The sequence below is a fragment of the Streptomyces sp. NBC_00988 genome, from assembly GCF_045162645.1.
GTDB lineage: Bacteria > Actinomycetota > Actinomycetes > Streptomycetales > Streptomycetaceae > Streptomyces.
Genome location: NZ_CP108730.1, coordinates 11,700,521 through 11,723,850, shown reverse-complemented (window position 1 = coordinate 11,723,850; position 23,330 = coordinate 11,700,521). Strand labels below are relative to the sequence as shown.

Annotated in this window: 24 protein-coding genes; 13 read left to right on the top strand and 11 right to left on the bottom strand. The window is 70.0% G+C overall.

The genetic code is table 11. From position 1 onward, the window contains the following. The first annotated feature begins 134 nt into the window (after window positions 1-134). The 8 genes from OG496_RS52785 (at window position 135) to OG496_RS52750 (ending at window position 7,219) form a co-directional block, all read left to right on the top strand. Entirely contained in the window at window positions 135-626 is a 492-nt protein-coding gene (locus tag OG496_RS52785) for a hypothetical protein (RefSeq protein WP_366495871.1), read from the top strand. Between the two features lie 144 nt (window positions 627-770). Then, window positions 771-1,076: an MSMEG_0570 family nitrogen starvation response protein gene (locus OG496_RS52780; protein ID WP_399391105.1), complete on the top strand. Its 306-nt coding sequence runs from the start codon at window positions 771-773 to the stop codon at window positions 1,074-1,076. After that, window positions 1,073-2,389 carry an MSMEG_0569 family flavin-dependent oxidoreductase gene (locus tag OG496_RS52775; protein ID WP_405976129.1) on the top strand — a complete coding sequence of 439 codons (1,317 nt, stop codon included), beginning with the start codon at window positions 1,073-1,075 and terminating at the stop codon, window positions 2,387-2,389. The genes OG496_RS52780 and OG496_RS52775 overlap by 4 nt, the downstream gene beginning before the upstream one ends. Window positions 2,390-2,447: 58 nt before the next feature. Next, window positions 2,448-3,263 carry an amidohydrolase family protein gene (locus tag OG496_RS52770; protein ID WP_366495874.1) on the top strand — a complete coding sequence of 272 codons (816 nt, stop codon included), beginning with the start codon at window positions 2,448-2,450 and terminating at the stop codon, window positions 3,261-3,263. A 48-nt stretch (window positions 3,264-3,311) separates the two neighbouring features. Continuing rightward, window positions 3,312-3,833, top strand: a complete 522-nt coding sequence (locus tag OG496_RS52765; RefSeq protein ID WP_033279770.1) for an MSMEG_0572/Sll0783 family nitrogen starvation response protein — start codon at window positions 3,312-3,314, stop codon at window positions 3,831-3,833. 10 nt (window positions 3,834-3,843) lie between these two features. Continuing rightward, window positions 3,844-4,935: an MSMEG_0568 family radical SAM protein gene (locus OG496_RS52760; RefSeq protein ID WP_405976128.1), complete on the top strand. Its 1,092-nt coding sequence runs from the start codon at window positions 3,844-3,846 to the stop codon at window positions 4,933-4,935. Further along, entirely contained in the window at window positions 4,905-6,371 is a 1,467-nt protein-coding gene (locus tag OG496_RS52755) for an MSMEG_0567/sll0787 family protein (protein ID WP_405976127.1), read from the top strand. Before OG496_RS52760 ends, OG496_RS52755 begins: the two co-directional genes overlap by 31 nt. After that, window positions 6,368-7,219 carry a carbon-nitrogen hydrolase family protein gene (locus OG496_RS52750; RefSeq protein ID WP_405976126.1) on the top strand — a complete coding sequence of 284 codons (852 nt, stop codon included), beginning with the start codon at window positions 6,368-6,370 and terminating at the stop codon, window positions 7,217-7,219. Before OG496_RS52755 ends, OG496_RS52750 begins: the two co-directional genes overlap by 4 nt. Before the next feature lie 13 nt (window positions 7,220-7,232). On the opposite strand, the gene OG496_RS52745 is transcribed toward OG496_RS52750, so the two are convergent. Next, window positions 7,233-8,438, bottom strand: a complete 1,206-nt coding sequence (locus OG496_RS52745) for an RNA-guided endonuclease InsQ/TnpB family protein (protein ID WP_405976125.1) — start codon at window positions 8,436-8,438, stop codon at window positions 7,233-7,235. A 161-nt stretch (window positions 8,439-8,599) separates the two neighbouring features. On the opposite strand from OG496_RS52745, the gene OG496_RS52740 reads away from it, so the two are divergent. The 3 genes from OG496_RS52740 (at window position 8,600) to OG496_RS52730 (ending at window position 11,785) form a co-directional block, all read left to right on the top strand. Then, window positions 8,600-9,436, top strand: coding sequence for a carbon-nitrogen hydrolase family protein (locus OG496_RS52740; RefSeq protein ID WP_405976124.1), 837 nt, complete (start codon window positions 8,600-8,602; stop codon window positions 9,434-9,436). Continuing rightward, window positions 9,433-10,518 (top strand): MSMEG_0565 family glycosyltransferase, encoded by a 1,086-nt coding sequence (locus OG496_RS52735; RefSeq protein ID WP_405976123.1) that lies wholly within the window; start codon window positions 9,433-9,435, stop codon window positions 10,516-10,518. The genes OG496_RS52740 and OG496_RS52735 overlap by 4 nt, the downstream gene beginning before the upstream one ends. Before the next feature lie 79 nt (window positions 10,519-10,597). Further along, a complete protein-coding gene (locus OG496_RS52730; RefSeq protein WP_405976122.1) occupies window positions 10,598-11,785 on the top strand; it encodes an acyl-CoA dehydrogenase family protein in 1,188 nt (395 codons plus the stop codon). Between the two features lie 9 nt (window positions 11,786-11,794). Here the strand turns inward: OG496_RS52730 and OG496_RS52725 are convergent, their stop codons facing one another. Then, window positions 11,795-12,316 (bottom strand): adenylate kinase, encoded by a 522-nt coding sequence (locus OG496_RS52725; protein WP_405976121.1) that lies wholly within the window; start codon window positions 12,314-12,316, stop codon window positions 11,795-11,797. A gap of 56 nt (window positions 12,317-12,372) precedes the next feature. Between OG496_RS52725 and OG496_RS52720 the strand changes: the two genes are divergently transcribed. Then, window positions 12,373-13,299: an ADP-ribosylglycohydrolase family protein gene (locus tag OG496_RS52720; protein WP_405976120.1), complete on the top strand. Its 927-nt coding sequence runs from the start codon at window positions 12,373-12,375 to the stop codon at window positions 13,297-13,299. Here OG496_RS52720 and OG496_RS52715 read toward each other — a convergent pair. From OG496_RS52715 to OG496_RS52680, 8 genes are all read right to left on the bottom strand, one after another. Next, on the bottom strand, window positions 13,283-13,594 hold the full coding sequence (locus tag OG496_RS52715; RefSeq protein WP_405976119.1) for a hypothetical protein: 312 nt from the start codon (window positions 13,592-13,594) through the stop codon (window positions 13,283-13,285). The genes OG496_RS52720 and OG496_RS52715 overlap by 17 nt on opposite strands. Before the next feature lie 50 nt (window positions 13,595-13,644). Next, window positions 13,645-14,337 (bottom strand): DJ-1/PfpI family protein, encoded by a 693-nt coding sequence (locus OG496_RS52710; protein ID WP_405976118.1) that lies wholly within the window; start codon window positions 14,335-14,337, stop codon window positions 13,645-13,647. A gap of 133 nt (window positions 14,338-14,470) precedes the next feature. Then, a complete protein-coding gene (locus tag OG496_RS52705; RefSeq protein WP_405976117.1) occupies window positions 14,471-15,109 on the bottom strand; it encodes a hypothetical protein in 639 nt (212 codons plus the stop codon). A 4-nt stretch (window positions 15,110-15,113) separates the two neighbouring features. Then, window positions 15,114-16,004 (bottom strand): carbohydrate ABC transporter permease, encoded by an 891-nt coding sequence (locus tag OG496_RS52700; protein WP_405976116.1) that lies wholly within the window; start codon window positions 16,002-16,004, stop codon window positions 15,114-15,116. Continuing rightward, window positions 16,004-16,957, bottom strand: a complete 954-nt coding sequence (locus OG496_RS52695) for a carbohydrate ABC transporter permease (protein WP_405976115.1) — start codon at window positions 16,955-16,957, stop codon at window positions 16,004-16,006. The genes OG496_RS52700 and OG496_RS52695 overlap by 1 nt, the downstream gene beginning before the upstream one ends. Next, a complete protein-coding gene (locus OG496_RS52690) occupies window positions 16,954-18,273 on the bottom strand; it encodes an ABC transporter substrate-binding protein (RefSeq protein ID WP_405976114.1) in 1,320 nt (439 codons plus the stop codon). The genes OG496_RS52695 and OG496_RS52690 overlap by 4 nt, the downstream gene beginning before the upstream one ends. A gap of 345 nt (window positions 18,274-18,618) precedes the next feature. Then, window positions 18,619-20,016 (bottom strand): condensation domain-containing protein, encoded by a 1,398-nt coding sequence (locus tag OG496_RS52685; RefSeq protein WP_405976113.1) that lies wholly within the window; start codon window positions 20,014-20,016, stop codon window positions 18,619-18,621. Between the two features lie 158 nt (window positions 20,017-20,174). Continuing rightward, window positions 20,175-20,705 (bottom strand): FABP family protein, encoded by a 531-nt coding sequence (locus OG496_RS52680; protein ID WP_405976112.1) that lies wholly within the window; start codon window positions 20,703-20,705, stop codon window positions 20,175-20,177. Window positions 20,706-21,081: 376 nt separating this feature from the next. On the opposite strand from OG496_RS52680, the gene OG496_RS52675 reads away from it, so the two are divergent. Then, window positions 21,082-22,077 carry a phospholipase D-like domain-containing protein gene (locus OG496_RS52675; protein WP_366495891.1) on the top strand — a complete coding sequence of 332 codons (996 nt, stop codon included), beginning with the start codon at window positions 21,082-21,084 and terminating at the stop codon, window positions 22,075-22,077. On the opposite strand, the gene OG496_RS52670 is transcribed toward OG496_RS52675, so the two are convergent. Further along, window positions 22,074-23,312 (bottom strand): PucR family transcriptional regulator, encoded by a 1,239-nt coding sequence (locus tag OG496_RS52670; RefSeq protein WP_399391087.1) that lies wholly within the window; start codon window positions 23,310-23,312, stop codon window positions 22,074-22,076. The genes OG496_RS52675 and OG496_RS52670 overlap by 4 nt on opposite strands. Window positions 23,313-23,330 lie beyond the last annotated feature (18 nt).

Here is a 23,330-nt window from a genome sequence, read left to right as displayed (position 1 = left end):
TTGGAGAGAAACACCCGATTTGCGGCGATCCGGAGGCGTGGAATCCGCACCCGCCGCCCTCGGGAAGAAACGACGCCGAAGGAGGCGTTGCCCTGCTGGATCACCATCGGACGTCTGAGAACGGAGCAGTCGAGGTGAGCGACGCGATAAACGCCGACACCCGCAACCGGGTCGAGGCCCCCTCTCCGACGCCCGACGTGCTGGAGCGGGTACGCCGGCACCGGCGCCACACCCTGGAGCTGCTGACCGTCTGCGCCGTGGGACTGATCCCGTGGACGGTCCTGCTGGCGGTGACACTGCCGTCCGGATACGAGGTCCACCAGTGGCGCCTGACCTGGGTCGGCTTCGACGTCCTGCTCGTGGTCGCGATGGCGTCCACCGCGCTGCTCGGCTGGCGACGGAACCGCGCCGTCATCCTGGCGGCGCTCACCACGTCGGTACTGCTGATCTGCGACGCGTGGTTCGACGTGTCCCTCGCCTTCGGCACGCCGGAGGTCTGGTGGTCGGCGGCATTGGCACTGTTCGTCGAACTGCCGCTGGCCTTCTACCTGATACGCCGGGTGATGGGGATGATCTCGCTCGCCCATTGGCCGTCTGCCGAGACCTCAACGGGCGGTGACGAATAGCTGACACCGCCCCCGAGTCGCGGTGAGGTTTTCGCAACTCCCCTTTGTTCCCGATGACTTCGTTCGGAAATCCGCAGGGCTGAAGTTGGTCGCCATGGAGAGCGGCGAGGTGGCAAGACCTCGGCGCGCGGCATGGAGGATGTCATGCCCGAGATGTATTTCGATGTGCGCTGGCCCGACGGACTGACCCAGCGCTGCTATTCACCCTCCACGATAGTCGAGGACTACTTCACCCCGGGAGCCGAATACGAGCTCACCGAATTCGTCGAGCGCAGCCGTACGGCACTCGGTATCGCCGGGGAGCGGGTACGGGAGAAGTTCGGCTTCTTCTGCACCGGCGCCTCCGACCAACTCGCCCGGATAGAACGGCAAGCCGCCTCGTACGGCGATGCCAGCGGCGCCAAGGTCACGGTCGAGGCCCTCACCGGCGCCGACGGGAGCCCCCGATGAGCCCGGCCGTGCGGCTGGCCGGCGCGCACTACTCGGTGGCCGTGGTGGGCGGCGGCCAGGCGGGACTGTCCGTCAGCCACGAGCTCCGCGAACGCGGTATCGACCACGTGGTCGTCGAGGCCCACCGGGTGGGACACGAGTGGCGCGAGCGGCGCTGGGACTCCTTCTGTCTGGTGACCCCCAACTGGCAGTGCAGGCTGCCCGGTTACCCCTACCAAGGCGACGATCCCGACGGTTTCATGGTCCGCGACGACATCGTGCGGTACCTGGAGGGCTACGTCGCCCACTTCCGCCCACCGCTCGTCGAGGGCGTGACGGTCACCAGGCTGCGCCGCTCCCCGAGCGGAGTCTTCGAACTCGCCACGACGGAAGGGGACTTCAGCGCCGACCAAGTCGTCATAGCGACCGGCCCTTACCACACCCCCTCCCTCCCGCCGATGGCCCAGCGCCTGCCCGCCTCCCTCACCCAGGTCCACTCCTCCCGCTACCGCAACGCGGCCCAACTCCCCCCGGGCACCGTCCTGGTGGTCGGCACCGGCCAGTCCGGCTGCCAGATAGCCGAGGACCTGCACCTCGCCGGACGCCAGGTCCACCTCGCCGTCGGCAGCGCCCCGCGCGTCGCCCGCTTCTACCGCGGCCGGGACTGTGTGGCCTGGCTCGACGAGATGGGCCACTACGCGAAGAGCATCGACGACTTCGGCGACGCCGGCGCGGTCCGGATGCGCGTCAACCACTACGTCACCGGACGCGACGGAGGCCGCGACATCGACCTGCGCGCCTTCGCCCGCGACGGCATGCGGCTGTACGGCCGACTCACCGAAGTCAGCGGTACGGCACTGGAGTTCGCCGACGACCTCAAGGTGAACCTCGACCACGCGGACGCCGTGGCGGAGGGCATCAAGGACGCCATCGACGCCCACATCACCGCCCAGGGCATCGCGGCACCGGACGAACCCCGCTACGTACCCGTGTGGGAGCCGGACGACCAGCCGCGCGAACTCGACCTGAACCAGGCCGACATCACGTCCGTCGTCTGGTCCACGGGGTTCCGCCGCGACCACCGCTGGATAGAGGCACCGGTCTTCGACGGCCGTGGCTACCCGATGCACTGGCGCGGCGCCACCAGCGTCCCCGGTCTGTACTTCCTCGGCCTGCCCTGGCAGCACTCGTGGGGCTCGGGACGCTTCGAAGCGGTGGGCAGGGACGCGGAGTTCCTGGCGAACCACATCGAGGCGTCACGCCGCCTGGCCGACGTCTGCGGCACCCTCACCGGCGCCCCCACCGACCTCGCCTCCGCCCTCCCGATCGGCTGAGGCGGAGGAAGAGGAAGAGGAGAAGAAGAGGACAAGGACGAGGAACGGGACGACACTCATGGTCTACGACGCACACCGCCACATCGGCGTCCTCCCCGCCTACCCCTTCTACGGCGGCCCGCCGGTCAACCCCGACACCACCGCCCGCGCCACCGTGAAGCAGCTGATCGCCGACCTGGACGCGGAGGGCACCGAACGCGCCCTGGTCATCCCGAACTACGGCGTCCCGGACCCCGCGATCGCCTTCTCCTTCAACGAGTTGGCGATCGAGGCCGCCCAGACCGACGACCGTATCCGAGCAGGGCTGTGGGTCTCACCACGCCCCGAGGACGAGCAACGCACAGCCCAGGCACTGGAGTTGGCGGGCGAGCGGGGCGTGAAGGCGCTCAAGCTGAGCTTCCTGCTCGGCGGCCGCCCCACCGACCCGGCCTGCCGCCCCCACCTGGACCGTATCTTCGCCGAGGCGGCCCGGCACGGGCTGGTGGTGCACGTCCACACCTCCCCCGGCGCCGCCTCCGACATCGACGAGGTCGGCCACCTGGTCGACTGGTACGCCGACCAGGTCCCCGTCCATCTCGTGCACTTCGGCGGCGGGATGAGCGGCCACATCAAGCTCGCCGGTTCCCGGTTCTTCGACTGGATCACCGCCGGCAAGCACGTCTACACCGACCTCTCCTGGGCCATCGGTTTCACTCCCCGCTGGCTGGCCCAGGAGATCGAGCGCCGCGGTATCGGCCACGACCGGGTGCTCTTCGCCAGCGACCAGCCGTGGGGCGACTTCACGGGCGAGTACGCCCGCCTCGCCGAAGCGACCGGCGGCGGCGAACTCGGCGACCTGGTCTTCCGGGACACGTTCGCCACGCTCTACGACTGACCGACTCCCCTCTCAAGTCTCAAGTCCGGCACGCACAAGGAGACAGCCATGTCCGAAACCGTCGAACTCAGCGAGATCGAGCAGCAGTCCCTCAACGAGATCCCCCACCCGTCCCTCCCCGACGGCACCAGCATCTACGGCGCCACCAAGGTGTTCCCCGACTACAAGGCCGAGGACGGCGAGACGTACTTCACGCTCGTCCACGGCATCGCCCACGAGTCGTCGGTCTCCTTCGTCGCCGTCCTCCAGGCGACCCGCGCCCTGCGCAAGGGCTTCGAGACGGCCATCTACTTCTACGGCCCCGGCTCCCTCAACTGCCTTGCCACGCGCGGCTTCCCGACCACCGGCAACTCGGCGTTCCCCGGCGAGCACAACATCAACAACCAGCTCAAGACGTTCATCGCCGAGGGCGGCAAGGTCTTCTGCTGCCGCTTCGGCCTCTCCCTGCACGGCGCCCGCGAGGAGGACCTCATCGAGGGCGTCATCCCGACCCACCCGCTCGACGTCCAGGACGCGCTGATCCACTACGCGCGCAAGGGCGCCATCATCAACTCCACCTACCAGCTCTAAGGGGGCCGCTGTGAGCGTTGGCACCGAATCGACGAGTACGGCGGTGGATGTGCGCATCCTGACCCGCGCCGAACTCGCCCTGCACGGCGTCGCGTTGGACGCCCCCGTACGGCGGCCCGACGGCGCGGGTCCGAGCGGCGACGGTCACGTCCTCGTCGACGGTGCCAACGCCGCACTGCCCACCAACCCGGCCAGCCCCTACCGCGTACGCGACGGCAGTGTGTGGCTCGGCGACCAGGACACCGGCCTGGCCCTGACCGCCGTACGCCGCCCCGAGTTCTACGACCTCACCACCGCCGACGGCACCCCCTACGAGCACATCGCCCGCCTCCACGGCGCCGACGTCCTCGCCACCACCGTCGTCCAGACCTGCATCCGCTACGCCGAGTCCGACCGTTGCCGCTTCTGCACCATCGAGGAGTCCCTGCGCTCGGGCGCCGCGGTCGCCGCCAAGACCCCGGCGCAACTCGCCGAAGTCGCCGAAGCGGCGGTGCGGTTGGACGGCGTCAAGCAGATGGTCATGACCACGGGCACGACGACCGGCCCCGACCGGGGCGCACGCAACCTCGTCCGCTCCGTGCGCGCCGTCCTCGAAGCGGTCCCGGGCCTCCCCATCCAGGTGCAGTGCGAACCGCCCGGCGACCTCGCCTGGATCCGCGCCCTGCACGACGCCGGCGCCACCGCGATCGGCATCCATGTCGAGTCCCTCGACGAGGAGGTGCGGCGGCGCTGGATGCCGGGCAAGTCGACCGTCCCCATGGCCGACTACGAGGCCGCCTGGGACGAGGCGGTACGGGTCTTCGGACCGAACCGCGTCTCCACCTATCTCCTCGTCGGGCTCGGCGAGGACCCGGACGAACTCATCGCGGGTGCGGGCGAGTTGATCGACCGGGGGGTATACCCGTTCGTCGTGCCCTTCCGCCCGATGGCCGGCACGCTCGCCGCCCGCGACGGCATCCCGGCACCGAGTGCCGAACTCCTGACGTACGTCACCGAGGGTGTCGCGGCGAAACTTCGCGCCGCCGGGATGAGCGGCGCCGACCAGAAGGCGGGCTGCGCGGCGTGCGGTGCGTGCAGCGTTCTGCAGTCGGCGGGCGGGTGATGGCCGTGTACCTCGACGGCTCCACGGCACCCCTCGTGACGGACGGGCCGGTCGACATCCTGGCGCTGCTCGGCGACCGGAGCACACTCGACCGCCGCCCCGCGTTCCACATCGAACAGGCCGCCGACAACGCCGAGTTGGCCGCCTACCGACGGCTGCGCACGGAGACCTTCGTCCACGAACAGGGGCTCTTCACCGGCGACGACCTCGACGACCGTGACGCCGACGCCCGTACCGTCGTCCTGGTCACCCGGGCCCCGGACGGCACGGTCATCGGCGGGGTGCGGCTGGGCCCGGTCGACGACGGCCCGGACCTCGGCTGGTGGCAGGGCGGTCGACTCGTCGTCGCCCCGCAGGCACGCGGCCCGCACGGAATCGGCGCGGCACTGGTCCGGGCGGCCTGCGCACGCGCCGAGGCGGAAGGTGTCCTGCGGTTCGACGCGACCGTACAGGCCCGCAACGAGGTGCTCTTCCGCCGCCTCGGCTGGCAGTCGGTACGGGCCACGGAAGTCGCCGGTACGCCACACGTCCTGATGCGCCGGCCCATCACACGGATCGCGGCCCAAGTCGCGGCCACGAAAGCCGCGTTGGGCCCACTGCTCACCGAACTCCCCGCACCGCCCGGCTTCGTCGGTGACGACGGCGCGCCCGTCCCCGGTACCGACGTGATCGCCGCGTGCGACGCGATCGTGCCGTCGATGGTCGAGCGGGACCCGGAGTGGGCGGGCTGGTGCGCGGTCCTGGTGAACGTCAACGACCTTGCGGCGATGGGTGCTTCACCGGTCGGGCTGCTGGACGCGCTGGGCGCACGCGATGCGGCGCACGCCACGCTGGTCCTCGCCGGACTGACCCGTGCGGCACAGGCCTACGGCGTCCCGGTACTCGGCGGCCACACCCAACTCGGCGTCCCCGCCGCCCTGTCGGTGACCGCGCTCGGCCGCACCGACCGACCTGTGCCCGGTGGCGGTGGACGCCCAGGGCACGCCGTACGACTCACGGCCGACCTCGGCGGCGGCTGGCGCGCGGGCTACCGGGGCCGCCAGTGGGACTCGACCACCCACCGCCGTACGGACGAACTGCGCACGATGACAAGGGCGGTGGCCGCCGCGCGACCGGCCGCCGCGAAGGACGTGTCGATGGCCGGGATCGCCGGCACGCTGGGAATGCTCGCCGAGGCGAGCGGCTGCGGGGCGGTGCTCGACGTGGCCGAAGTGCCACGTCCGACGAACGCCTCGATGGGCGACTGGCTGACCTGCTTCCCGGGCTTCGCGATGCTCACCGCCGACGAACCCGACGCGCCCCCGCTGCCCGCCGGACCCGCAACGGGCGCCGTATGCGGGGAGTTGACCACTGGGCAAGGGGTCGGGCTGCGCTGGCCCGACGGAGAGATCACCGAGGCGGTCGCCTCCGCGGTGACCGGAATGGGGACGGCATGAGCACGCTGCGGATGGCGGCCGTGGCCGCCGAGTTCGGCCGCGACCTGGAAGAGGACTTCGCGATCGCCGAACGGCTCATCAAGGAGGCCGACGAGCAGGGTGTACGACTCCTCGCGCTCCCGGAGGCGTGCCTGGGCGGCTATCTGCTGAGCCTGGACGACGACAGCGAGCTGGACGAGGGCCCGCCCGCGCTCGCCATCGACGGCCCGGAAATCCGCCGACTGGCCTCCCTGGCAGGGGAGTTGACGGTCGTGGCGGGATATTGTGAGGCAGCCGGGGACGCCCACTACAACAGCGTCGTCTGCGTCACCGGCGACGGCGTCCTCGGCAACCACCGCAAGGTCCACCAGCCGCTCAGCGAAGATGCGAGTTACGCCTCGGGCGACCGTTTCCACGCCTTCGACACACCGGTCGGTCGGCTCGGGATGATGATCTGCTACGACAAGGCGTTCCCGGAGTCGGCGCGGGCCCTGGCACTGGACGGCGCCGAGATCGGGGTGTGCGTGTCGGCCTGGCCGGGCGCTCGCACGAACGCGAGCGCCGATCTCGAACAGGACCGCTGGAAGCGGCGTTTCGACCTGTTCGACCGGGCCCGCGCGCTGGAGAACCAGATCGTGTGGCTGTCCGCGAACCAGGCGGGCACGTTCGGGTCGCTACGCTTCGTGGGCAGTGCCAAGGTCGTCGACCCGGGCGGCGAGATCCTCGCCGACACGGGCGTGACGGCCGGCATCGCCGTCGCCGAACTCGACGTCGCACAGGCCCTGGAGACCGCCCGCCGGTCGATGGGACACCTGCGCGACCGGCGGCCCGAGACCTACGGACCAGCCCCGGGAGCAGTCACCGCTTGACTTCCTCCCCCGCCTAAAGGCGGGGAATTCCAGCGGTCGCCCGCGGGGGTTCCTGCTTCACCGACGACTGCCCGCCAGGAGTACTCCCTTGAGGTCTTACACCGTCTCCACAGGCCGAGACGGCCAGCCCGGCCGCCTTGATGTTGCGGGCCGCGTTGATGTCGCGGTCATGTACGGCGCCGCAGTAGCACGTCCACTCCCGGACGTTCAGCGGCATCTTCGCCGCGATCGTGCCGCAGGCCCCGCACAGCTTGCTGCTGGGGAACCAGCGGTCGATCACGACGAGTTCGCGCCCGTACCAGGCGCACTTGTACTCCAGCATCGAGCGCAGGTGAGTCCACGACGCGTCGGAGATGGCGCGTGCGAGCGTGTGGTTCTTCAACAGGTTGCGGACGGTGAGGTCCTCGATCACGACCGTTTGGTTCTCACGGACGAGACGAGTCGACAGCTTGTGCAGGAAGTCGCGGCGCCGGTCGGCGATCCGCGCATGCACGCGGGCGACCCTGCGGCAGGCCTTCTCGCGGTTCGCGGAGCCCTTGGCCTTCCGGGACAGTTCCCGCTGCGCCCGGGCGAGACGAGCGCGGTCACGGCGCTCGTGACGCGGGTTGGTGACCTTCTCGCCGGTGGACAGGGTCACGAGGGACGTGATGCCGGCGTCGATACCGACCGCGTTCTTCGTGGCCGGAGGCGGAGCAATGCTGTCCTCGCACAGCAGCGACACGAACCAGCGACCCGCCGCGTCGCGGGACACCGTCACCGTGGTCGGCTCCGTCCCCTCGGGCAGCGGACGCGACCAGCGGATGTCCAGCGCACCGGCCATCTTCGCCAGAATCAGCTGTCCGTCGCGCCACGTGAAGGCGCTACGCGTGTACTCGGCCGACGCCCGCGACTTCTTCCGGGACTTGAAGCGCGGATACTTCGCACGCTGGGCGAAGAAGTTCCCGAACGCCGTCTGAAGATGCCGCAGCGCCTGCTGGAGCGGGACCGAGGACACCTCCGTCAGGAAGGCCAGTTCCTGGGTCTTCTTCCACTGAGTCAGCGCGGCCGACGACTGGACGTAGGAAACGCGGCGCTGCTCCCCGCACCAGGCCCGGGTGCGCTCTTCCAGCGCCTTGTTGTAGACGAGGCGGACGCAGCCGAACGTACGCGACAACTCAGCTGCCTGCTCGTTCGTGGGGTAAAAGCGGTACTTGAACGCCCGCTTGACCTGCCGCGCCATACCTCACACCGTATCAACCCCCGTGTGAGCGGCGGGTGTCGGCCGGTGGACGGTGCACACCGGTCCGCCCTGACGGCGAACCAGCTTCTCCTGCCCAGCTCCGCAGGAGCTTCGCTTCCTCCCCCGGCCGAGGCCGGGGGTATCCACGAAGGAGAGCCCCGATGAGCACCATCCGGATCGCGGCCGCGGCCGCCCACTTCGGCCGCGACCTGGAGTTCGACCTGGCCCGCGTCGCCAAACTCATCGACGACGCCCGCGGCAACGGCGCCGGACTGCTGGTGCTGCCGGACGCCACGCTCGGCGGCTACCTCGCCGACCTGTGCCACCCCGACCCCCAGACACTGCCCCCGGCGCTCAAGCCGGACGACCCGCTGATCCTCCAAGTCGCGCGCCTGGCCGCCGAGATGGTGGTGTGCGTCGGCTACTGCGAGGACGGCGGGACCGAGCGTTACAACGCCGCCGTGTGCGTCAGCGGCGACGGCGTCCTGGGCCGGCACCGCAAGGTCCACCTGCCGGCCGGCGAGGTCGCCGCGTACACGGCGGGGGACCGCTTCGACGCCTTCGACACCCCGGTCGGCCGCCTCGGCATGCTGATCGACTACGACAAGACCTTCCCGGAGTCGGCCCGTTCGCTGGCCCTGGACGGCGCCGAGATCCTCGCCTGCCTCTCCGCCTGGCCCACCAGCATCACCAACCGCGCCCCGCGTATGGCCCAGGACCGCCAGGCCCGCCTCTTCGACCTGTACGACCAGTCGCGCGCCGCCGAGAACCAGGTCGTCCTGGCCTCCTCCAACCAGACCGGCGCGATGGGCGGCATGCGTTTCCTCGGCCAGGCCAAGGTGGTCGGCCCGGGCGGTGACATCCTCGCCCGCACCTGGTCCAAGGCCGGCCTCGCCGTCGCCGAGATCGACGTCGCCGCCGAGACCGACCGCGCCCGCCGCGTCCTGCGCCATCTCGACGAACGCCGTCCCGACGCCTACCGGGAGTCCCGTACGTGAAGATCGCCCTGCTCAGCTACTCCACCAAGCCGCGCGGCGGCGTCGTCCACACGCTCGCCCTCGCGGAGGCCCTCGCGGCCCTGGGCGAGGACGTCACGGTATGGGCCCTGGGCCGGGGCGGCGACGCGGGCTTCTTCCGTCCGGTGGACCCGGCGGTCCGCGTCCAGATCGTCCCGTTCCCCGACGGCCCGCCCGAGGAGACGGTCGGCGAACGCATCCTGCGCTCCATCGCCACCCTCCGCACCGCCTTCGACCCCACGCCCTACGACGTCGTCCACGCGCAGGACTGCATCAGCGCCAACGCGGCCGGCCGCTGCGTCCGCACGGTCCACCACCTCGACCACTTCACCACCCCCGAACTGGCCGTCTGCCACGAGCGCGCGATCGTCGAGCCGTACGCACATGTCTGTGTGTCGGGGGCCGTCGCCGGTGAACTGGCGGCCGGCTGGGGCATCGAGGCGCAGGTCATCCCCAACGGCGTGGCCTACGACCGTTTCGCCACCACCGACCCTGTCGCCCGTGCGAGTTGGCGCTCCCGCCTCGGCCCGTACATCCTCACCGTCGGCGGCATCGAACCCCGCAAGGGCTCACTGGACCTCCTGGAGGCCTACGCCCTCCTGCGTACCGCCCGTCCCGACGTCCGGCTGGTGATCGCCGGCGGCGAGACGCTCTTCGACTACCGCGACTACCGGGCGAGGTGGGAGGCGCGGGCCGCCGAACTGGCCGTAGACCCGGTGGTTTTGGGGCAGGTGGACGAGGACGAGCTGCCGGCCCTGGTCGCGGCGGCGGACGCGTTCGCGTTCCCGTCGCTCAAGGAGGGCTTCGGTCTCGCGGCCATGGAGGCGCTGGCGGCGGGTGTCCCGTTGGTCGTGCGGGATCTGCCCGTGCTGCGGGAGGTGTTCGGCGGGGCCGCTCAATTCGCCGCCACACCAAAGGACTTGGCCAGCAAACTCGGCCACGCCCTCACGACCGAGGACCCGGCCCGCGCCGTCGCCGGACGTTCCCTCGCCGCCCGCCACACGTGGGACGCGGCGGCCCGCAGCCACCTCGACTTCTACCGATCCCTGCACCGTCGCTCGTGAACAGCCCCTGTCAACACGGGCGTTGACACCTCACCCGATCCGCGTCACGGTGAGGGCCCGTCGTGCCCGGAGGTCGTCCATGGCTCCGTTATCCACGCCCCCGTCAGACGCCTGCCTCGTCGAACGTGTGCAGGCGATACAACCCCTCCTCTGCGAGCACGCGTTGCGCACCGAGCAGGAGAGAAGGGTGACGGGGGAAGTGGTGGCGGCGTTGACGGACGCCGGGGTCTACCGGATGAACGTCCCCCGGCGGTACGGGGGTTACCAGAGCCGGTTGAGCACGCAGGTCGAGGTGTTGGGCGAGATCGCCGCCGGGTGCGGTTCGACCGGCTTCATGGCGCTGATCCAGGCGGGTTGTTCCTACATCGCCGCGCTCTTCCCGGACCAGGCCCAGGACGAGATCTTCACCAGTCCGGACGTCCGGGTCGGCGGCACGCTCATCCCGGACGCCGTCGCGGTCGAGACGGACGGCGGCTACGTCGTCAACGGCACCTCGGCCTTCGCCACCGGCTGCCAGAACGCCGACTGGCACCTCCTGACGGCCCGGGTCGAGTCCGACGGCGGCCCGCCCGAGGTGCTGTGGACCGCCGTACCGATGTCCGATCTGGAGATCCTCGACGACTGGTACGTTTCGGGGTTGGCGGGGAGCGGCAGCAACAGCGTCGTCGCGCGGGACGTGTTCGTGCCCGCCCATCGCGTGCTGCCCGTAGGATCTTTGCTGCGCGGCGAGTTGGCCTCCAAGGCCAACGCTGACGACCCCTTCTACAGGATGCCGGTGCTGCTGCTGTTCTGTGCCTGGACGGCGCCGAACGCGCTGGGCCTGGCCCGGGCGGCCCTCGCGGAGTTCACCGAGCGGATCCACCATCGGGGCATCACGTACACCTTCCACGAGCGGCAGTACGAGGCGGGCGTCACGCATCTCCAGGTCGCCGAGGCGGCGATGAAGATCTCCTGCGCCGAGTTGCTGACCGGCGAGTTCGTCGCCCGGATCGAGGCCGCGACGGAGAACGGCGACCCGTCGTACACCCAGGCGGACCGGGCCAGGATCCGCGCGCAGAGCGGCTATACAACACGCCTGTGCAAGGAGGCCGTGGACCTCATCGCCTCCGCCTCCGGAGCGTCCTCCCTCCACCGGGACGTCCCCGTCCAGCGAGCCGTACGCGACTTGCACGCGCTGAGCCTGCACTCCTTCGTCAACCCGGCCACCAACCTGGAGCTGTACGGCCGGGTGCTGGCCGGACTCGACGCGGGCACGCCGTTCCTCTGACCGGGCCCTTCAACGCAGAGTTGCCAGCCAGGCGGCGGTGTCGTGGGGCCGGGCGAACCGGTGTGCGGCGAGCGGGGCGTAGCGGGGTTCGCGGATACGGCGTTCGATCTCGCTCCTCCGCCCCGCGTGCTGGGACCAGGCCCACCAGGCCGGGTGTTCCCTGCTCAGCCAGCCCGCCCAAGTCTCCCTGTTGCCGCCGAAGATGCTCTCGCGGGTGACCGTACGCCGAAGGGAACGGCGCAGGACGCGGGGCATGATCACGCGTCTCGGGTAGTCCAGCCAGATCACCGTGTCGGCCTTCTCCCAGAGCAGATCGCGGACTTCGGGCGAGCCGATCGAGTCGATGATCCAGCGGGGTTCTGAGGTGAGGCGCAGGACGTCGTCGGTCAGGCCTTCGTTGACGGTCCAGTCGGGGCCGCTGAAGTAGAGGGCGTCCATCTCGTGGTACGGCACGCCGAGCCGGTCGCCCACGGCCCGCGCGAGCGTCGACTTGCCCGCGCCTGTGACCCCGACCACCAAGATCCGCTCCATCCACGCACCTTAACTACGATGTGCCGAGCCCACCGATCATTAACAGGAGCCCCGCCATGAGCAGTCCGCACCACGCCCACGCCTCCCTCGACGGGCTGGTGATGGGTGATGCCTTCGGCGACGGCTGGTTCACCCGGTCCGACGAGGACGCCGAGGAGTTGTGGGCCGCACGGGAACTGCGCCCCGCGCCGTGGTTGTGGACGGACGACTCGGCCATGGCGTTCGTCCTGTTCGCCCACCTGGTGGCCCATGGTGAGGTCCAACCGGACGCCCTGGCGCGGGAGTTCGCCGCAGAGTACAGGCGGGACCACAGTCGGGGGTACGGCCCGTCCATGCACAGCATCCTGCGCCGCATCGGCGACGGCGAGGACTGGCAGGCGGTCACCACCGGGCAGTTCGGCGGACAGGGGTCCTACGGCAACGGTGCCGCGATGCGGGTCGCGCCACTCGGGGCCTGGTTCCGGAACGACCTGAAGGCCGCCGCCGAGCAGGCCCGGCTGTCCGCGCTGACCACTCACGCTCACCCGGAGGCCATAGCGGGGGCGGTGGCCGTGGCGGTCGCCGGCGCGCTGGCAGCTGCCAGCGTGGGTCAACAGGCCGCACCACGCGCCGAGTTCCTGCGGGAGGTCGCTTCGCATGTGCCGGAGAGCGATGTCCGCTCCGGTCTGCTGGTCGCCGCGAACTTCTCCGGGCGGACGTCCGTGCGGCACGCGGCGTCCGTGCTGGGGTCGGGGACGCTCATCTCCGCTCCGGACACCGTGCCGTTCGCCCTGTGGTCCGCGGCGGGTCAACTGGACGATCTGCCCGAGGCGTTGTGGCAGACCGTCGCCGGGTGGGGCGACCGGGACACGACCTGCGCGATCGCGGGCGGTGTCGTCGCGGCCCGCACCGGCACGGGTGGCATCCCGTCCGCGTGGCGGGAGGCGTGCGAGGCGATCCCCGACTGGAGCGGCTGGGCCAAGCAGGTCAATCCGTCCCGGTGACCCGGCGTCGGCCGGTGACCTTGGAGGCAGGGAGACGGCCGGCTTTCGAGGTGCCCGTGAGGGCGTCACCCTCGACGGTGACCGCGAAGGTCAGGTTGAGGCGCAACGGCTTGGTGACCGCCTGCTTCCAGGTGATCCGGTCGCCGTCGACGACGACGTCACGGAGGGGGACCTCCTCGCCCACGCCGTGCGCGACTCCGGTGAACTCGTCGCCTTCCCGGCTCAGTTCGACGACGGGTTTGATGCGGCCGACGGGTGTGGCGATGGTCAGGTCCCAGACGCCTTCAACGGACATGAGTGATTCTTCCTCTGTGGCGGAGTCGGTTGGGAGATGCCGATCAGGCGTTACAGGGCGGCGGGGGCCGGACCCTGGGCCCGCCAGGTGGTGCCCCGGCGTTCGTGCGCGAACAGTTCCTCTACGGCGTGAGCGATCCGCGGACCGACCTCTCGCTCCAGCAGGTACAGGCCCAGGTCGAGGCCGGAGGTGACGCCGGCGCCGGTGACCAGGTCGCCGTCGTCGACGACACGGGCGCGAACGGCCTGGACGCCGGTGGCTTCGAGCATGTCCAGGCCCAGGTGATGGGTGGTGGCGTTGCGGCCCTCGATGAGTCCGGCCATGGCCAGCACCAGCGAGCCACCGCACACGGCGGCCATGGTGATCCGCGGATTGTCCATGGCGGCCTTCAGCAGACCGGGCAGTTGAGTGGTCAGGGTGCGTCCGAGCAGGACGGGGATGAACTCGTCCTGCCGCCACACCAGTTCACCGCCGGCGTCGGTGTCGGGCACCTCGCCCGGTTCCCCCACCCGGCCGGAGGCCCCCGGTACGAGAACGAGGCCGGAGCTGGTCGGGTCGAGAGTTCCGGTGGCCCGCAACATCAGGCCACCGGTACCGCTCACAACCTCCCGGGGTCCTTCGGCCGAGACCAGTTCCACGGTGACCGCGCCACCGGACGCGGCACCACCGGCGTACAGGACCTCATAGGGAGCGACGACATCGAGCGGGTCGAAGCCGTCGAACAGAACGATCTGGACGTGCATGTGGCATCTTCCGTGGGAGGAGTTGCCGGCGTTCGCCGGCCTCTCCCTCGACCGTAGAAGGGGGTACGGAAGGCAACCAGAGGGCGCAGTGACAGGGTCCGACGGGATCCCGCCACGCACCGAGAGGTGCCCGTCAGCCTCCCGAACCGACGTCGGCGTCATCGTCGTAAGCAGGCTCGACGCGTAGCTCAACTGCCGTGATCGCAAAAGCCAGTGGCCCCGGCAGCAGCAGGGTGAGCAGCGGCAGCATCCACACGAACGCGACGCACAGTCCCAACGCCGTCACGATCAGCGCGCACCCCATCGGGTCCGTGGCGGAGCGGGTCACGGCCCGGTTCAGGGCCGGGCGCCAGCCGCGTGCCACCTCCGGATCGGCGGCGGCGCGCAAGGCTACGACGAGTCCCGCCACCGCCACCGCGACAGCGGTCAGCGCCCACGACATCGGACGGGCCCCCGGGAGTCCCGCCCCCGCGAGCGCGAGGTCGAGCACGACCAGGGTCACCGCCGCGAGCACCGTCACGCCCGCGAGCAGCACACGGCGGAGTCCATGGGCGCGGAACTCGGCGACGTACTCCCCCATGCTCACCGGCCGGTCCTCACGGATCGACCGGCGTAGGACGGCGCAGGCCGCGGCGAACGCCGTAGGAGCCGTGATCAGGGGGAGGGAGGCGACCGTCGCCGCCAGGCCGACGGCGAGCATGTCGGCGAAGAGGGTGAAGCGGGGGCCGAACAGCTCGCCGGGTTCCCGGCGTTGGGACAAGGAGGCGCTCATCGGGTCAGCCCTTCAGTCCGGAGGTCGCCATGCCCTCCACCAGGTAGCGCTGGAAGGCGAAGAAGAACAGCACGATGGGCACGATCGAGATCACCGACATCGCGAACATCGGGCCGTAGGCGGAGGTGCTGGACTGGTCGACGAAGTTGCGCAGGGCCAGGGTGATCGTGAACTTCTCCGGGTCGAAGAGGTAGATCAGCTGGGTGAAGAAGTCGTTCCAGCTCCAGATGAAGGTGAAGATCGCGGTGGTGATCAGGGCCGGGCGGGTCAGCGGGAGGACGACCGACCAGAAGATGCGGAACGGTCCGCAGCCGTCGATGCGGGCGGCCTCGTCCAGTTCGCGGGGCAGGCCGCGCATGAACTGGACGATGAGGAAGACGAAAAAGGCCTCTGTGGCAAGGAACTTGGGCAGGATCAGCGGCCAATAGGTGTCCACCATGCCGAGTTTGTTGAAGATGATGTATTGCGGGATCAGCACGGCGTGGTGCGGCAGCATCATCGTGGCGATCATGAAGCCGAACATCGGGCCCCGCATCCGGAACCGCAGCCGTGCGAAGGCGTAGGCGGCCAGCGAGCAGGAAACGACGTTCCCGATGACCGAACCGACGCTGATGAGCAGGGAGTTGAGGAGAAGGCGGGTGATCGAGACGCCGCTGATTCCGTCGAGGGCGGTGGTGTAGTTCGACCACTCGATGTGGCTCGGCAGGAGTTTGAGGCTGGTGAGGACCTCGTTCGCCGGCTTCAGTGAGGTGGCGAGCAGCCAGACCAACGGGTAGAGCAGGACGAGGAGTACGGCCACCAGGCCGAGGTGTTTCGCGATCGCCGCGGTGCGCGTGCGGCCGGCGTTGGTCTTGGGGCCGGCGGCACTCTTGAGGTCGGGCACGGTCGTGGCCATCAGGCCCCCTCGTTGGCGTAGAAGACCCAGGAGCGCGAGGTCCTGAAGAGGACGAGCGTGACCGCGCCGATGGCCAGGAGCAGGACCCAGGCCATGGCGGAGGCGTAGCCCATGTGCGAGGCGGTAAAGCCTCGTTCGTAGAGGTAGAGCGTGTAGAACTCGGTCGAGTCGGCCGGTCCGCCGTTGCCGCCGCTGATCGCGAAGGCGGGGGTGAAGACCTGGAAGGACTGGATGGTCTCCAGGACGAGGTTGAAGAAGACCACCGGGGACAGCATGGGCAGCGTCACGGACACGAACCGCCGCCAGCGTCCGGCGCCGTCAAGTGCTGCGGCCTCGTACAGGTCGGCCGGGATCTGCTGCAGCCCGGCGAGGAAGATGACCATCGGGGCGCCGAACTGCCAGGCGGAGAGCAGCGCTACGACGAACACCGCGAGGTGCGGGTCGGAGACCCAGCCGCCGGTGTGGATGCCGATGGAGGACAGCAGTTCGTCGACGGTGCCGCCGTCGTTGTAGAGCGCCCGCCAGACCAGCGCGACCGCCATGCTCGCGCCGAGCAGCGACGGGGCGTAGAAGGCCGAGCGGTAGAAACCCTTGGCCTTGCGCGTGTTGCTGAGCAGCAGCGCGACGCCCAGTGCGAGGGCGAGTTTGAGGGGGACGGCGACCACGACGTACAGGAGGGTGGTGCCCACCGAGCGCCAGTACCTCGGGTCCGCGGTGAACATGTCGCTGTAGTTGCGCAGTCCGACCCACTTGGGCGGGTCGAAGAGGTTGTAGTCGGTGAACGACAGATACAGGGACACGGCCATGGGGGCGAGCGTCAGGAGGACGACTCCGAGGATCCATGGGGAGAGGAAGATGTAGGCGGGGCCGCTGCGTTGACCCCGCTTCCGGCTCACCTGTGGTGTCGCGGTGGCACGTGCGGTGCGGGGCGGTGAGGTGGCTGTGGTGGTCATCGCAGCTCCCGCTTCGCCTCGGCGACGTACTCCTCGGCGGCGCCTCGCGGGCTCTCCATGCCGTAGGAGACGCGCTGGTAGTCGCGGGTGAAGGAGACCTGGAGGACGACATCGCCGCGGGGTGGTGCCATGGGTGGGGCCGAGGTGCCGTGGGCGGCGATGGTGCGACCGTAGTCGTAGACCTCTTTCTCCGGGCCGGTGAGGTCCTTGCCTATCTCCTCCGCGATCTTCTTGTTCGGGGGTGTGGAGCGGGTGACGCCGAGGATCTTGCCCGCGGCGGGGTCGTTGAGCAGGAAGTCGATCAACTCGGCCGCCTCCTTGGGGTGTTGGGTCCCCGCGCCCGCGCCGATGAGCATGGTCGGCTTGAAGTACTGGCCCACCTTGCCGTCGGTCGTGGGGACGGGCGCGAAGTGGACCTGGTCGCCGAGCAGGGGCGGGTAGCCGAGGAAGGGGGCGTCCCAGTTGAAGTCGGTCGCCGCGATGCCGCGTCCCATCGGGGTGTCCTCGACGGCGCCGCCGACCTGGGCGGTGTCCCTGGCCTGCGAGACGATGCCCGCGCGGCGCAGCTTGTCGGTGAAGGTCCAGAAGGCGGTCAAGTCGTCGGCGGTGAAGCCGAGTCGGTGCTCGGAGGCGTACAACTCCTTGCCGCGGCTGCGCAGCCAGGTCTCGAAGGCGTCCTCGTTCACGCCGAGGTCGGAAAGGCCTGTGTAGGCATGCCCGTTGGGGCCCTTCATGCCGAGCGCGCTGATCTTCCTGCCCGCCTCGGCCCAGTCGTCCCAGGTCCAGCCGGGGCGGGGGGTCGCGACTCCGGCCTTCTTGAAGACGGTGGCGTCGTAGACGATTCCGGTCGTGCCCTTGCCCATGGAGAGGGCGTACTGCTTGCCGTCGTAGACGCCGGTGCGGGTCAGGGTCCTGTCGAAGTCGGCCGTCCGGAGCGTGCCGTTCTTGAGGTGGGGGCCGAGGTCCAGGAGGGTGCCGCTGCCCGCGTACTGGGATATCTGCCGGTAGTCGAGCTGCGCCACGTCGGGCAGGTCGCCGCCCGCCGCCTGGGTGGCGAGCTTCTGCACGTACGCCGGGTAGCCGGCGAAGGACGTGCGCACCGTGATGTTCGGGTGACGCTTCTCGAAGAGGGCCACGGCGGAGTTGGTGCGCTGCGCACGGTCGTCGTTGCCCCACCAGGCGAAGGTGAGTGTCACTTTCCCGCCTGCCGCCGTGCTCGCTCCGCCGCCGTCGGAACAGCCTGCGAGAAGGGGGGCGAACAGGGCGCCCGCGGCGGCGCCGAGGACAGCTCGTCTCCGGAAACTGGGTGGCGTCATGGCGATGCCTCCTGAGTGGGGCGTGGACATCGTTGTCTTAGGTCAGGAGTTTCTGAGGTCAGGAGTTGTTGCCCGGTCCGGCGGAGAGTGGGGGGAACGGACGGACGGCATGGCACGAGAGCACGACCCGTCGGGCCGTGCTGGATGAACGGCGGGGGGTATGGCAAGCGCTTTCGCCTTGCAAAGAACGTAGATCCCGTCCGTCCGGTCGGTCAACGGTGCTGCAGCACATGTTTGTTCGGACATGGGGTGCGCGTGTGCCGGTCGGCACACGCGCCCCAGGTCGGATCAGGCCTCGCCAGCCGTGCGGGAAAGGGGTGAGGGCCAGAGACGTGCGGGGAGGGGTCAGAGACGCACGGCCGACGCCTGCCGGGCCACCGCGACGACGCGCTCCCGCACCAGCTCCATGCACAGCCGCATGTTCTTGTCCGCGATGACGTTGTCCGGGATGCGGCACGCGAACTGCAGTCCCTCGTGGACCCGGGTCACCCACGCGCACACCTGGTCGCCGTACGACACCCGGATCAGTCCGTACGCCTTCAGCTCCTGCCAGCGCTCCGAACCGGGCAGGGCGCGCGAGTCGACGTAGGAGACGATCGAGTACAGGTCGGGGGACGTGGGCCGGAAGTCGGCGCCCAGCAGGCGCAGGACGCGGGCGATGGGCATGCGGGCCAGCGGGCGGTTCTCGCGGAGGGTGGCGCGGACCATGCGCAGGGCGTGGTCGAAGTCCGTGGCGTGCTGGACGGGGATCTCGATCGGGGCGCCGCCCACGTACCAGCCGACCGAGTCGGCCCAGCGGGACTTGGCGCGGGTGTGGAAGGGGACGACGGTGCGGTACACGTCGAGGCCGCTGATCTCGCGGGCGGCGAGGGCGACGGCCGCCAGGATGCCGACGAGGCTTCCGCCGTGGGGGCGGCAGTACGCCTCGAAGGCCGCCGCGTCCGTGTCGTCGACGAGCATCTCCTGGAGGAACTTCTGGGTGGGCAGCGGGCCTTCGGGGTCGAGGCCGAGGTCGACGGGGAAGTTCGGCAGTTTGCCGTCGCAGCGGGCGATGAACTCGCGCCAGCGGGAGACGACGGTGTGGGTGTCGTCGATCTGGTCGGCGTCGGTGCGTTCGCCCGCGCAGAAGTCGATGTAGCTGGCGACGGGCGCCGACTCGACGGCCTTCCCGGCGAGGCCGGCCGCGTACAGCTCGTGGACCTCGCCCGCGATGCGATGCAGCGAGTAGGCGTCGACGTTGCTGTGGTCGAACGCCAGGTAGACGCTCGTGCCGTCGTCGCGGACGACCGCCGCGAAGAGGAAGTTGGGCCAGGTGAGCGCGTCGGCCGTCACATCGAAACGGTCCTGCAGGTACCGGGTCAGCGTCACCGCGTCCGCGAACTCCCCCACGTCCTCGCGGTGCAGGGCCACCGCGTCGGCGTCCAGGGTGAAGCGGCGCATCTCGTCACCGGCCCACCTGAAGCCGCTGCGCAGCGTCTCGTGCCGGAGCATCCAGGACCGCAACGCGCCCTGGAGGACGTCGAGTTCGATCCGCCCCGGCATGTCGAAGGCGGTACCGAGCCAGGTCGGCACGAACAGCCCGTCCTCGCGCACCGAACGCGCCGTACGGATGTGGGACTCCTGCACGTACGCCGGTGGCCGCGCGTCGTCCGGGAGGGCCCGCGCCGCCCCTACGGCCGTCGGGTGCAGCGTCCACTCGACGAGTCGTCCGGGCCGGATCTCGCACCGTTGAAGGTCACTCATGCGCACAGGGCTCTCCGTTCGCCTGCCCACGGGAGGCCGCCGGGCACCACTGTCGATCCACGCCTCCATGCCGCTCGGGCACCGCTCACTGCATGAGGAGATCAACGATCGGATATTCGGAAAGCAACGCCGTGAACAGGCTTTCTGATCAGTCCATTTCAGCCCGTGCGGTGGAGCTGCGCCGCGAGGTGGTGTTGCAGCGGCTGTCCTACGGCTTCCAGGTCGTGGGCGAAGGTGAGTGTGGCGGCGTCGGTCAGGGTGTAGCGGCGGCGGGTGGCGGTGACCTTCTTGGCGGTGGGGGTGAGGGCTACCTCGTGGGTGGCGAGGTCGACCGTGCCGTCGGTGGCGCTTCCTACGAGGATCTCCGCGATGCCGGTCGGCTGGGTGATCAGTGCCTCGATCCGGCCTTCGGGTTGCAGGCGCCACCAGCCGCTCTCGCGGGCGGCCGGGCGCAGCGGTGCGCCTTCGGCGTCGAGGATCCAGGCGCGGGCCTCGTAGTGCAGGAAGGGACGGCCGTCGTGGGTGAAGGTGACCTCCTGGGCGTAGGCGAAGTCCCCGTCCAGCGTGGGGTATTCACCCTCGCCTCGGCCGTGCCAGTGGCCCAGGAGGGCGAGTACGGGGGTGAGCAGGGGGTGGGGGACGGGTTTCTGGTCCGGGTGGTGGGCGTCGGGGTACGGGAGGTCGGACACGGGTGTGCTCCTGTGGTCGATGCGGGCGTCGGGGCGCAGCCTAGGCGCTCCGCTGGAAGTGCCCCGATATGCCGTCGTTCCAGTGGCTCGCCGTCGTGGCAGGGCGCGCCCACGTGGCGCAGCCGCACATCAACACAGCCACGCCCCTTTGGGGGCGCTCCAGTTGACCCGGAATTCGCCGGCTACGAAGTTTTTGCTAACTCGCGGGGACCTCATGAACCGGCCCCCACCTGGGCGAAGTCCCCTTTGTCCGGCCGTACTCGCGGCCGGCAACGCCGAGTTCACCGAGGTGCTCTTCCACCGCGTTCTACGCGCGTGGTGTCATGCACCTGCCCGCCACCCCCCACGTGGGCATCAACTCGACTAGGAGTCACGCATGTTGAGGACGTTCCTCGGCCGCGCGGGTGTCGCGCTGGCAGCCGGCGCCACCCTCTTCGTCACGGCAGTCCCCGCCAACGCCGCGACGTACACCGCCTTCGCCTTCTCGCAGGCCGGCACCACCCAGCCGACCATCTACGACTTCATCAACTCGGCCACCTCCTCGCTCGACATGACGATGTACGAGCTGGAGGACACCACGGCCGTCAACGACCTGATCGCACTGGAGAACAAGGGCGTCACCGTGCGGGTGGTGCTGGACCGCGCACACCAGTCCGCCAACAGCTCGGCGTACACGGCGCTGACGAACGCGGGTGTGGGCGTGGTGTGGTCGCCGTCCAGCTTCGTCTACACCCACCAGAAGACGATCACGGTCGACGCCACCAAGTCTCTTGTCCTGACCGGCAATCTGACCTCGCAGTACTACTCGACCGGCCGCGACTACGGTGTCTTCACCGACGACACCCGTGATGTCGCAGCGATCGAGAAGGTGTTCAACGCGGACTACGCCGGCACCTCGGTCACCCCGACCGACGGCGACCACCTGCTCTGGTCCCCCACCGACTCGCGCAGCCGTCTGCTGACCGTGATCAACGCGGCCACCACGACGCTGGACGTCGAGGAGCTGGAGTTCAGCGACAGCACGGTGGTCAACGCGATCGTGGCCAGAGCGAAGGCGGGCGTGACCGTGCGGGTGGTGCTGGAGACCCCGGGCGACTACTCCAGCGAGGTGTCCGCGATCAAGGCGGCCGGCGGCACGGTCGTCGGCTACTCCGATCCCGACGGCTTCTACATCCACGCCAAGGCCATGGTCGCCGACTACGGCCTGTCCACCCAGGAGGTGGAGGCTGGTTCGATGAACATCAGCAGCAACTCCCTGTCGAACAACCGGGAGTTGGGCATCATCCTCACCGGCACGGGCGTGGCCCAGTCCGTCGCCACGACCATCGAGACCACGTTCAAGAGCGACTACGCGGGCGGTACCGCCGCCTAGGGCTTGCGTGTGTCGTCGGTCGACTCCGGGGTCGGGGGCCTCGGAGTCTGGCGTACGGCGCGCAGGGCGAGGGCGAGTTCGGTGATGCCGCGGGGGTCGGTCAGGGAGCGGCCGGTGCGTTCGGCGATGCGGCGCAGGCGGGTGCGTACGGTGTTGGGGTGGACGTAGAGCTGTTTGGCGGCCTCCTCGGCGGAGCCGCCGCAGTCGAACCAGACGTCCAACGTGTCCAGCAGCAGGGCGCGTTCGTCGGCGGGCAGGGCCTCGATGGGGCCGAGGACCTTGGCAGCGACGCGGGCCATGACGTCGGGTGCGCCGGCTGTGGCGACCGCGAGCGGTGAGTCGTCGAAGACGGTCACGGCGCCGGTCTCCGCGTCGCCGCCGCGCATCGCGACCTTGGCGAAGCGCAGGGCGTCGCCGGTGCGGCACAGGTCGTCGTAGGAGGGGCTCACGCCCACGCGTCGCTCCGCGTGCTCCTTCAACACCTCGACCAGGTCGGGCAGATCGCGCGGGGTGCGCAGGTGCACGATGCCGAGCTGGAGGTCGGGGCGCAGCCGCCAGGCGGAGCGGATGCCGCGCCGGGTCAGGAGGGCCATGATGTCCGGCAGGGCCTGTCGGCCGATCTGCGGCACCTCGGCGGCTACCACGGTGAACGGACCGCCGCGCGGCACGCGCAGGACCTCCGCCGCGGACCACACGGCGTCGGCGTCCATGCTCCTGCCCTCCAGGAGGGCTTCCACCAGCGCCGAGCGTTCCTGGTCGCCGGCGAGGAGCCGTTGGGCCACGGCGTCGTGGTATCCGGTGACCATGGCCTCGGTGATGCCGTCCTGGATCTCCCACATGGCGGTGGCGGCCGCGACCAGAACGTCGTTGCCCACCAGGGCAGTTGTGGTGGCCTCGGCGACGACCGACTCCCAGAAGTACTTCACGCCGACGCGGTAGGCCGTCATCACGGTCGGCAGCGGCACGTTCTGCCGGGCGCGCCGACGGCCGATGTCGGCGGCGGCCCCGGTGTCCAGCGGTACCTGTCCGGTCAGTGCCTGGAGCGCGTTGCTCACGTGGGTCCGGCAGGCCTCCTCCAGGTCCTCCTGGGGCACCGCGTCGTAGTGGTACTCGCGTGAGCCGGCGCGGATCCGTGCCGCCATCTCCTTCGCCAGTTCCCCGACGCGTTCGAGCAGCACGGTCGCCAGGGCTCTGATCTCCTTGTCGACCACTGTCTTCTCCGGCTCACCGATCACGGGGGCTTGTTCTACCGA

Bases quoted from the DNA above. Each gene is read 5' to 3' on its own strand.
- OG496_RS52765 (WP_033279770.1), top strand. From the start codon at position 3,312: ATGTCCGAAACCGTCGAACTCAGCGAGATCGAGCAGCAGTCCCTCAAC.
- OG496_RS52750 (WP_405976126.1), top strand. From the start codon at position 6,368: ATGAGCACGCTGCGGATGGCGGCCGTGGCCGCCGAGTTCGGCCGCGAC.
- OG496_RS52705 (WP_405976117.1), bottom strand. From the start codon at position 15,109: ATGAGCGCCTCCTTGTCCCAACGCCGGGAACCCGGCGAGCTGTTCGGC.
- OG496_RS52690 (WP_405976114.1), bottom strand. From the start codon at position 18,273: ATGACGCCACCCAGTTTCCGGAGACGAGCTGTCCTCGGCGCCGCCGCG.
- OG496_RS52720 (WP_405976120.1), top strand. From the start codon at position 12,373: ATGAGCAGTCCGCACCACGCCCACGCCTCCCTCGACGGGCTGGTGATG.
- OG496_RS52715 (WP_405976119.1), bottom strand. From the start codon at position 13,594: ATGTCCGTTGAAGGCGTCTGGGACCTGACCATCGCCACACCCGTCGGC.
- OG496_RS52770 (WP_366495874.1), top strand. From the start codon at position 2,448: ATGGTCTACGACGCACACCGCCACATCGGCGTCCTCCCCGCCTACCCC.
- OG496_RS52745 (WP_405976125.1), bottom strand. From the start codon at position 8,438: ATGGCGCGGCAGGTCAAGCGGGCGTTCAAGTACCGCTTTTACCCCACG.
- OG496_RS52700 (WP_405976116.1), bottom strand. From the start codon at position 16,004: ATGGCCACGACCGTGCCCGACCTCAAGAGTGCCGCCGGCCCCAAGACC.
- OG496_RS52780 (WP_399391105.1), top strand. From the start codon at position 771: ATGCCCGAGATGTATTTCGATGTGCGCTGGCCCGACGGACTGACCCAG.
- OG496_RS52775 (WP_405976129.1), top strand. From the start codon at position 1,073: ATGAGCCCGGCCGTGCGGCTGGCCGGCGCGCACTACTCGGTGGCCGTG.
- OG496_RS52710 (WP_405976118.1), bottom strand. From the start codon at position 14,337: ATGCACGTCCAGATCGTTCTGTTCGACGGCTTCGACCCGCTCGATGTC.
- OG496_RS52730 (WP_405976122.1), top strand. From the start codon at position 10,598: ATGGCTCCGTTATCCACGCCCCCGTCAGACGCCTGCCTCGTCGAACGT.
- OG496_RS52725 (WP_405976121.1), bottom strand. From the start codon at position 12,316: ATGGAGCGGATCTTGGTGGTCGGGGTCACAGGCGCGGGCAAGTCGACG.
- OG496_RS52695 (WP_405976115.1), bottom strand. From the start codon at position 16,957: ATGACCACCACAGCCACCTCACCGCCCCGCACCGCACGTGCCACCGCG.
- OG496_RS52740 (WP_405976124.1), top strand. From the start codon at position 8,600: ATGAGCACCATCCGGATCGCGGCCGCGGCCGCCCACTTCGGCCGCGAC.
- OG496_RS52685 (WP_405976113.1), bottom strand. From the start codon at position 20,016: ATGAGTGACCTTCAACGGTGCGAGATCCGGCCCGGACGACTCGTCGAG.
- OG496_RS52675 (WP_366495891.1), top strand. From the start codon at position 21,082: ATGTTGAGGACGTTCCTCGGCCGCGCGGGTGTCGCGCTGGCAGCCGGC.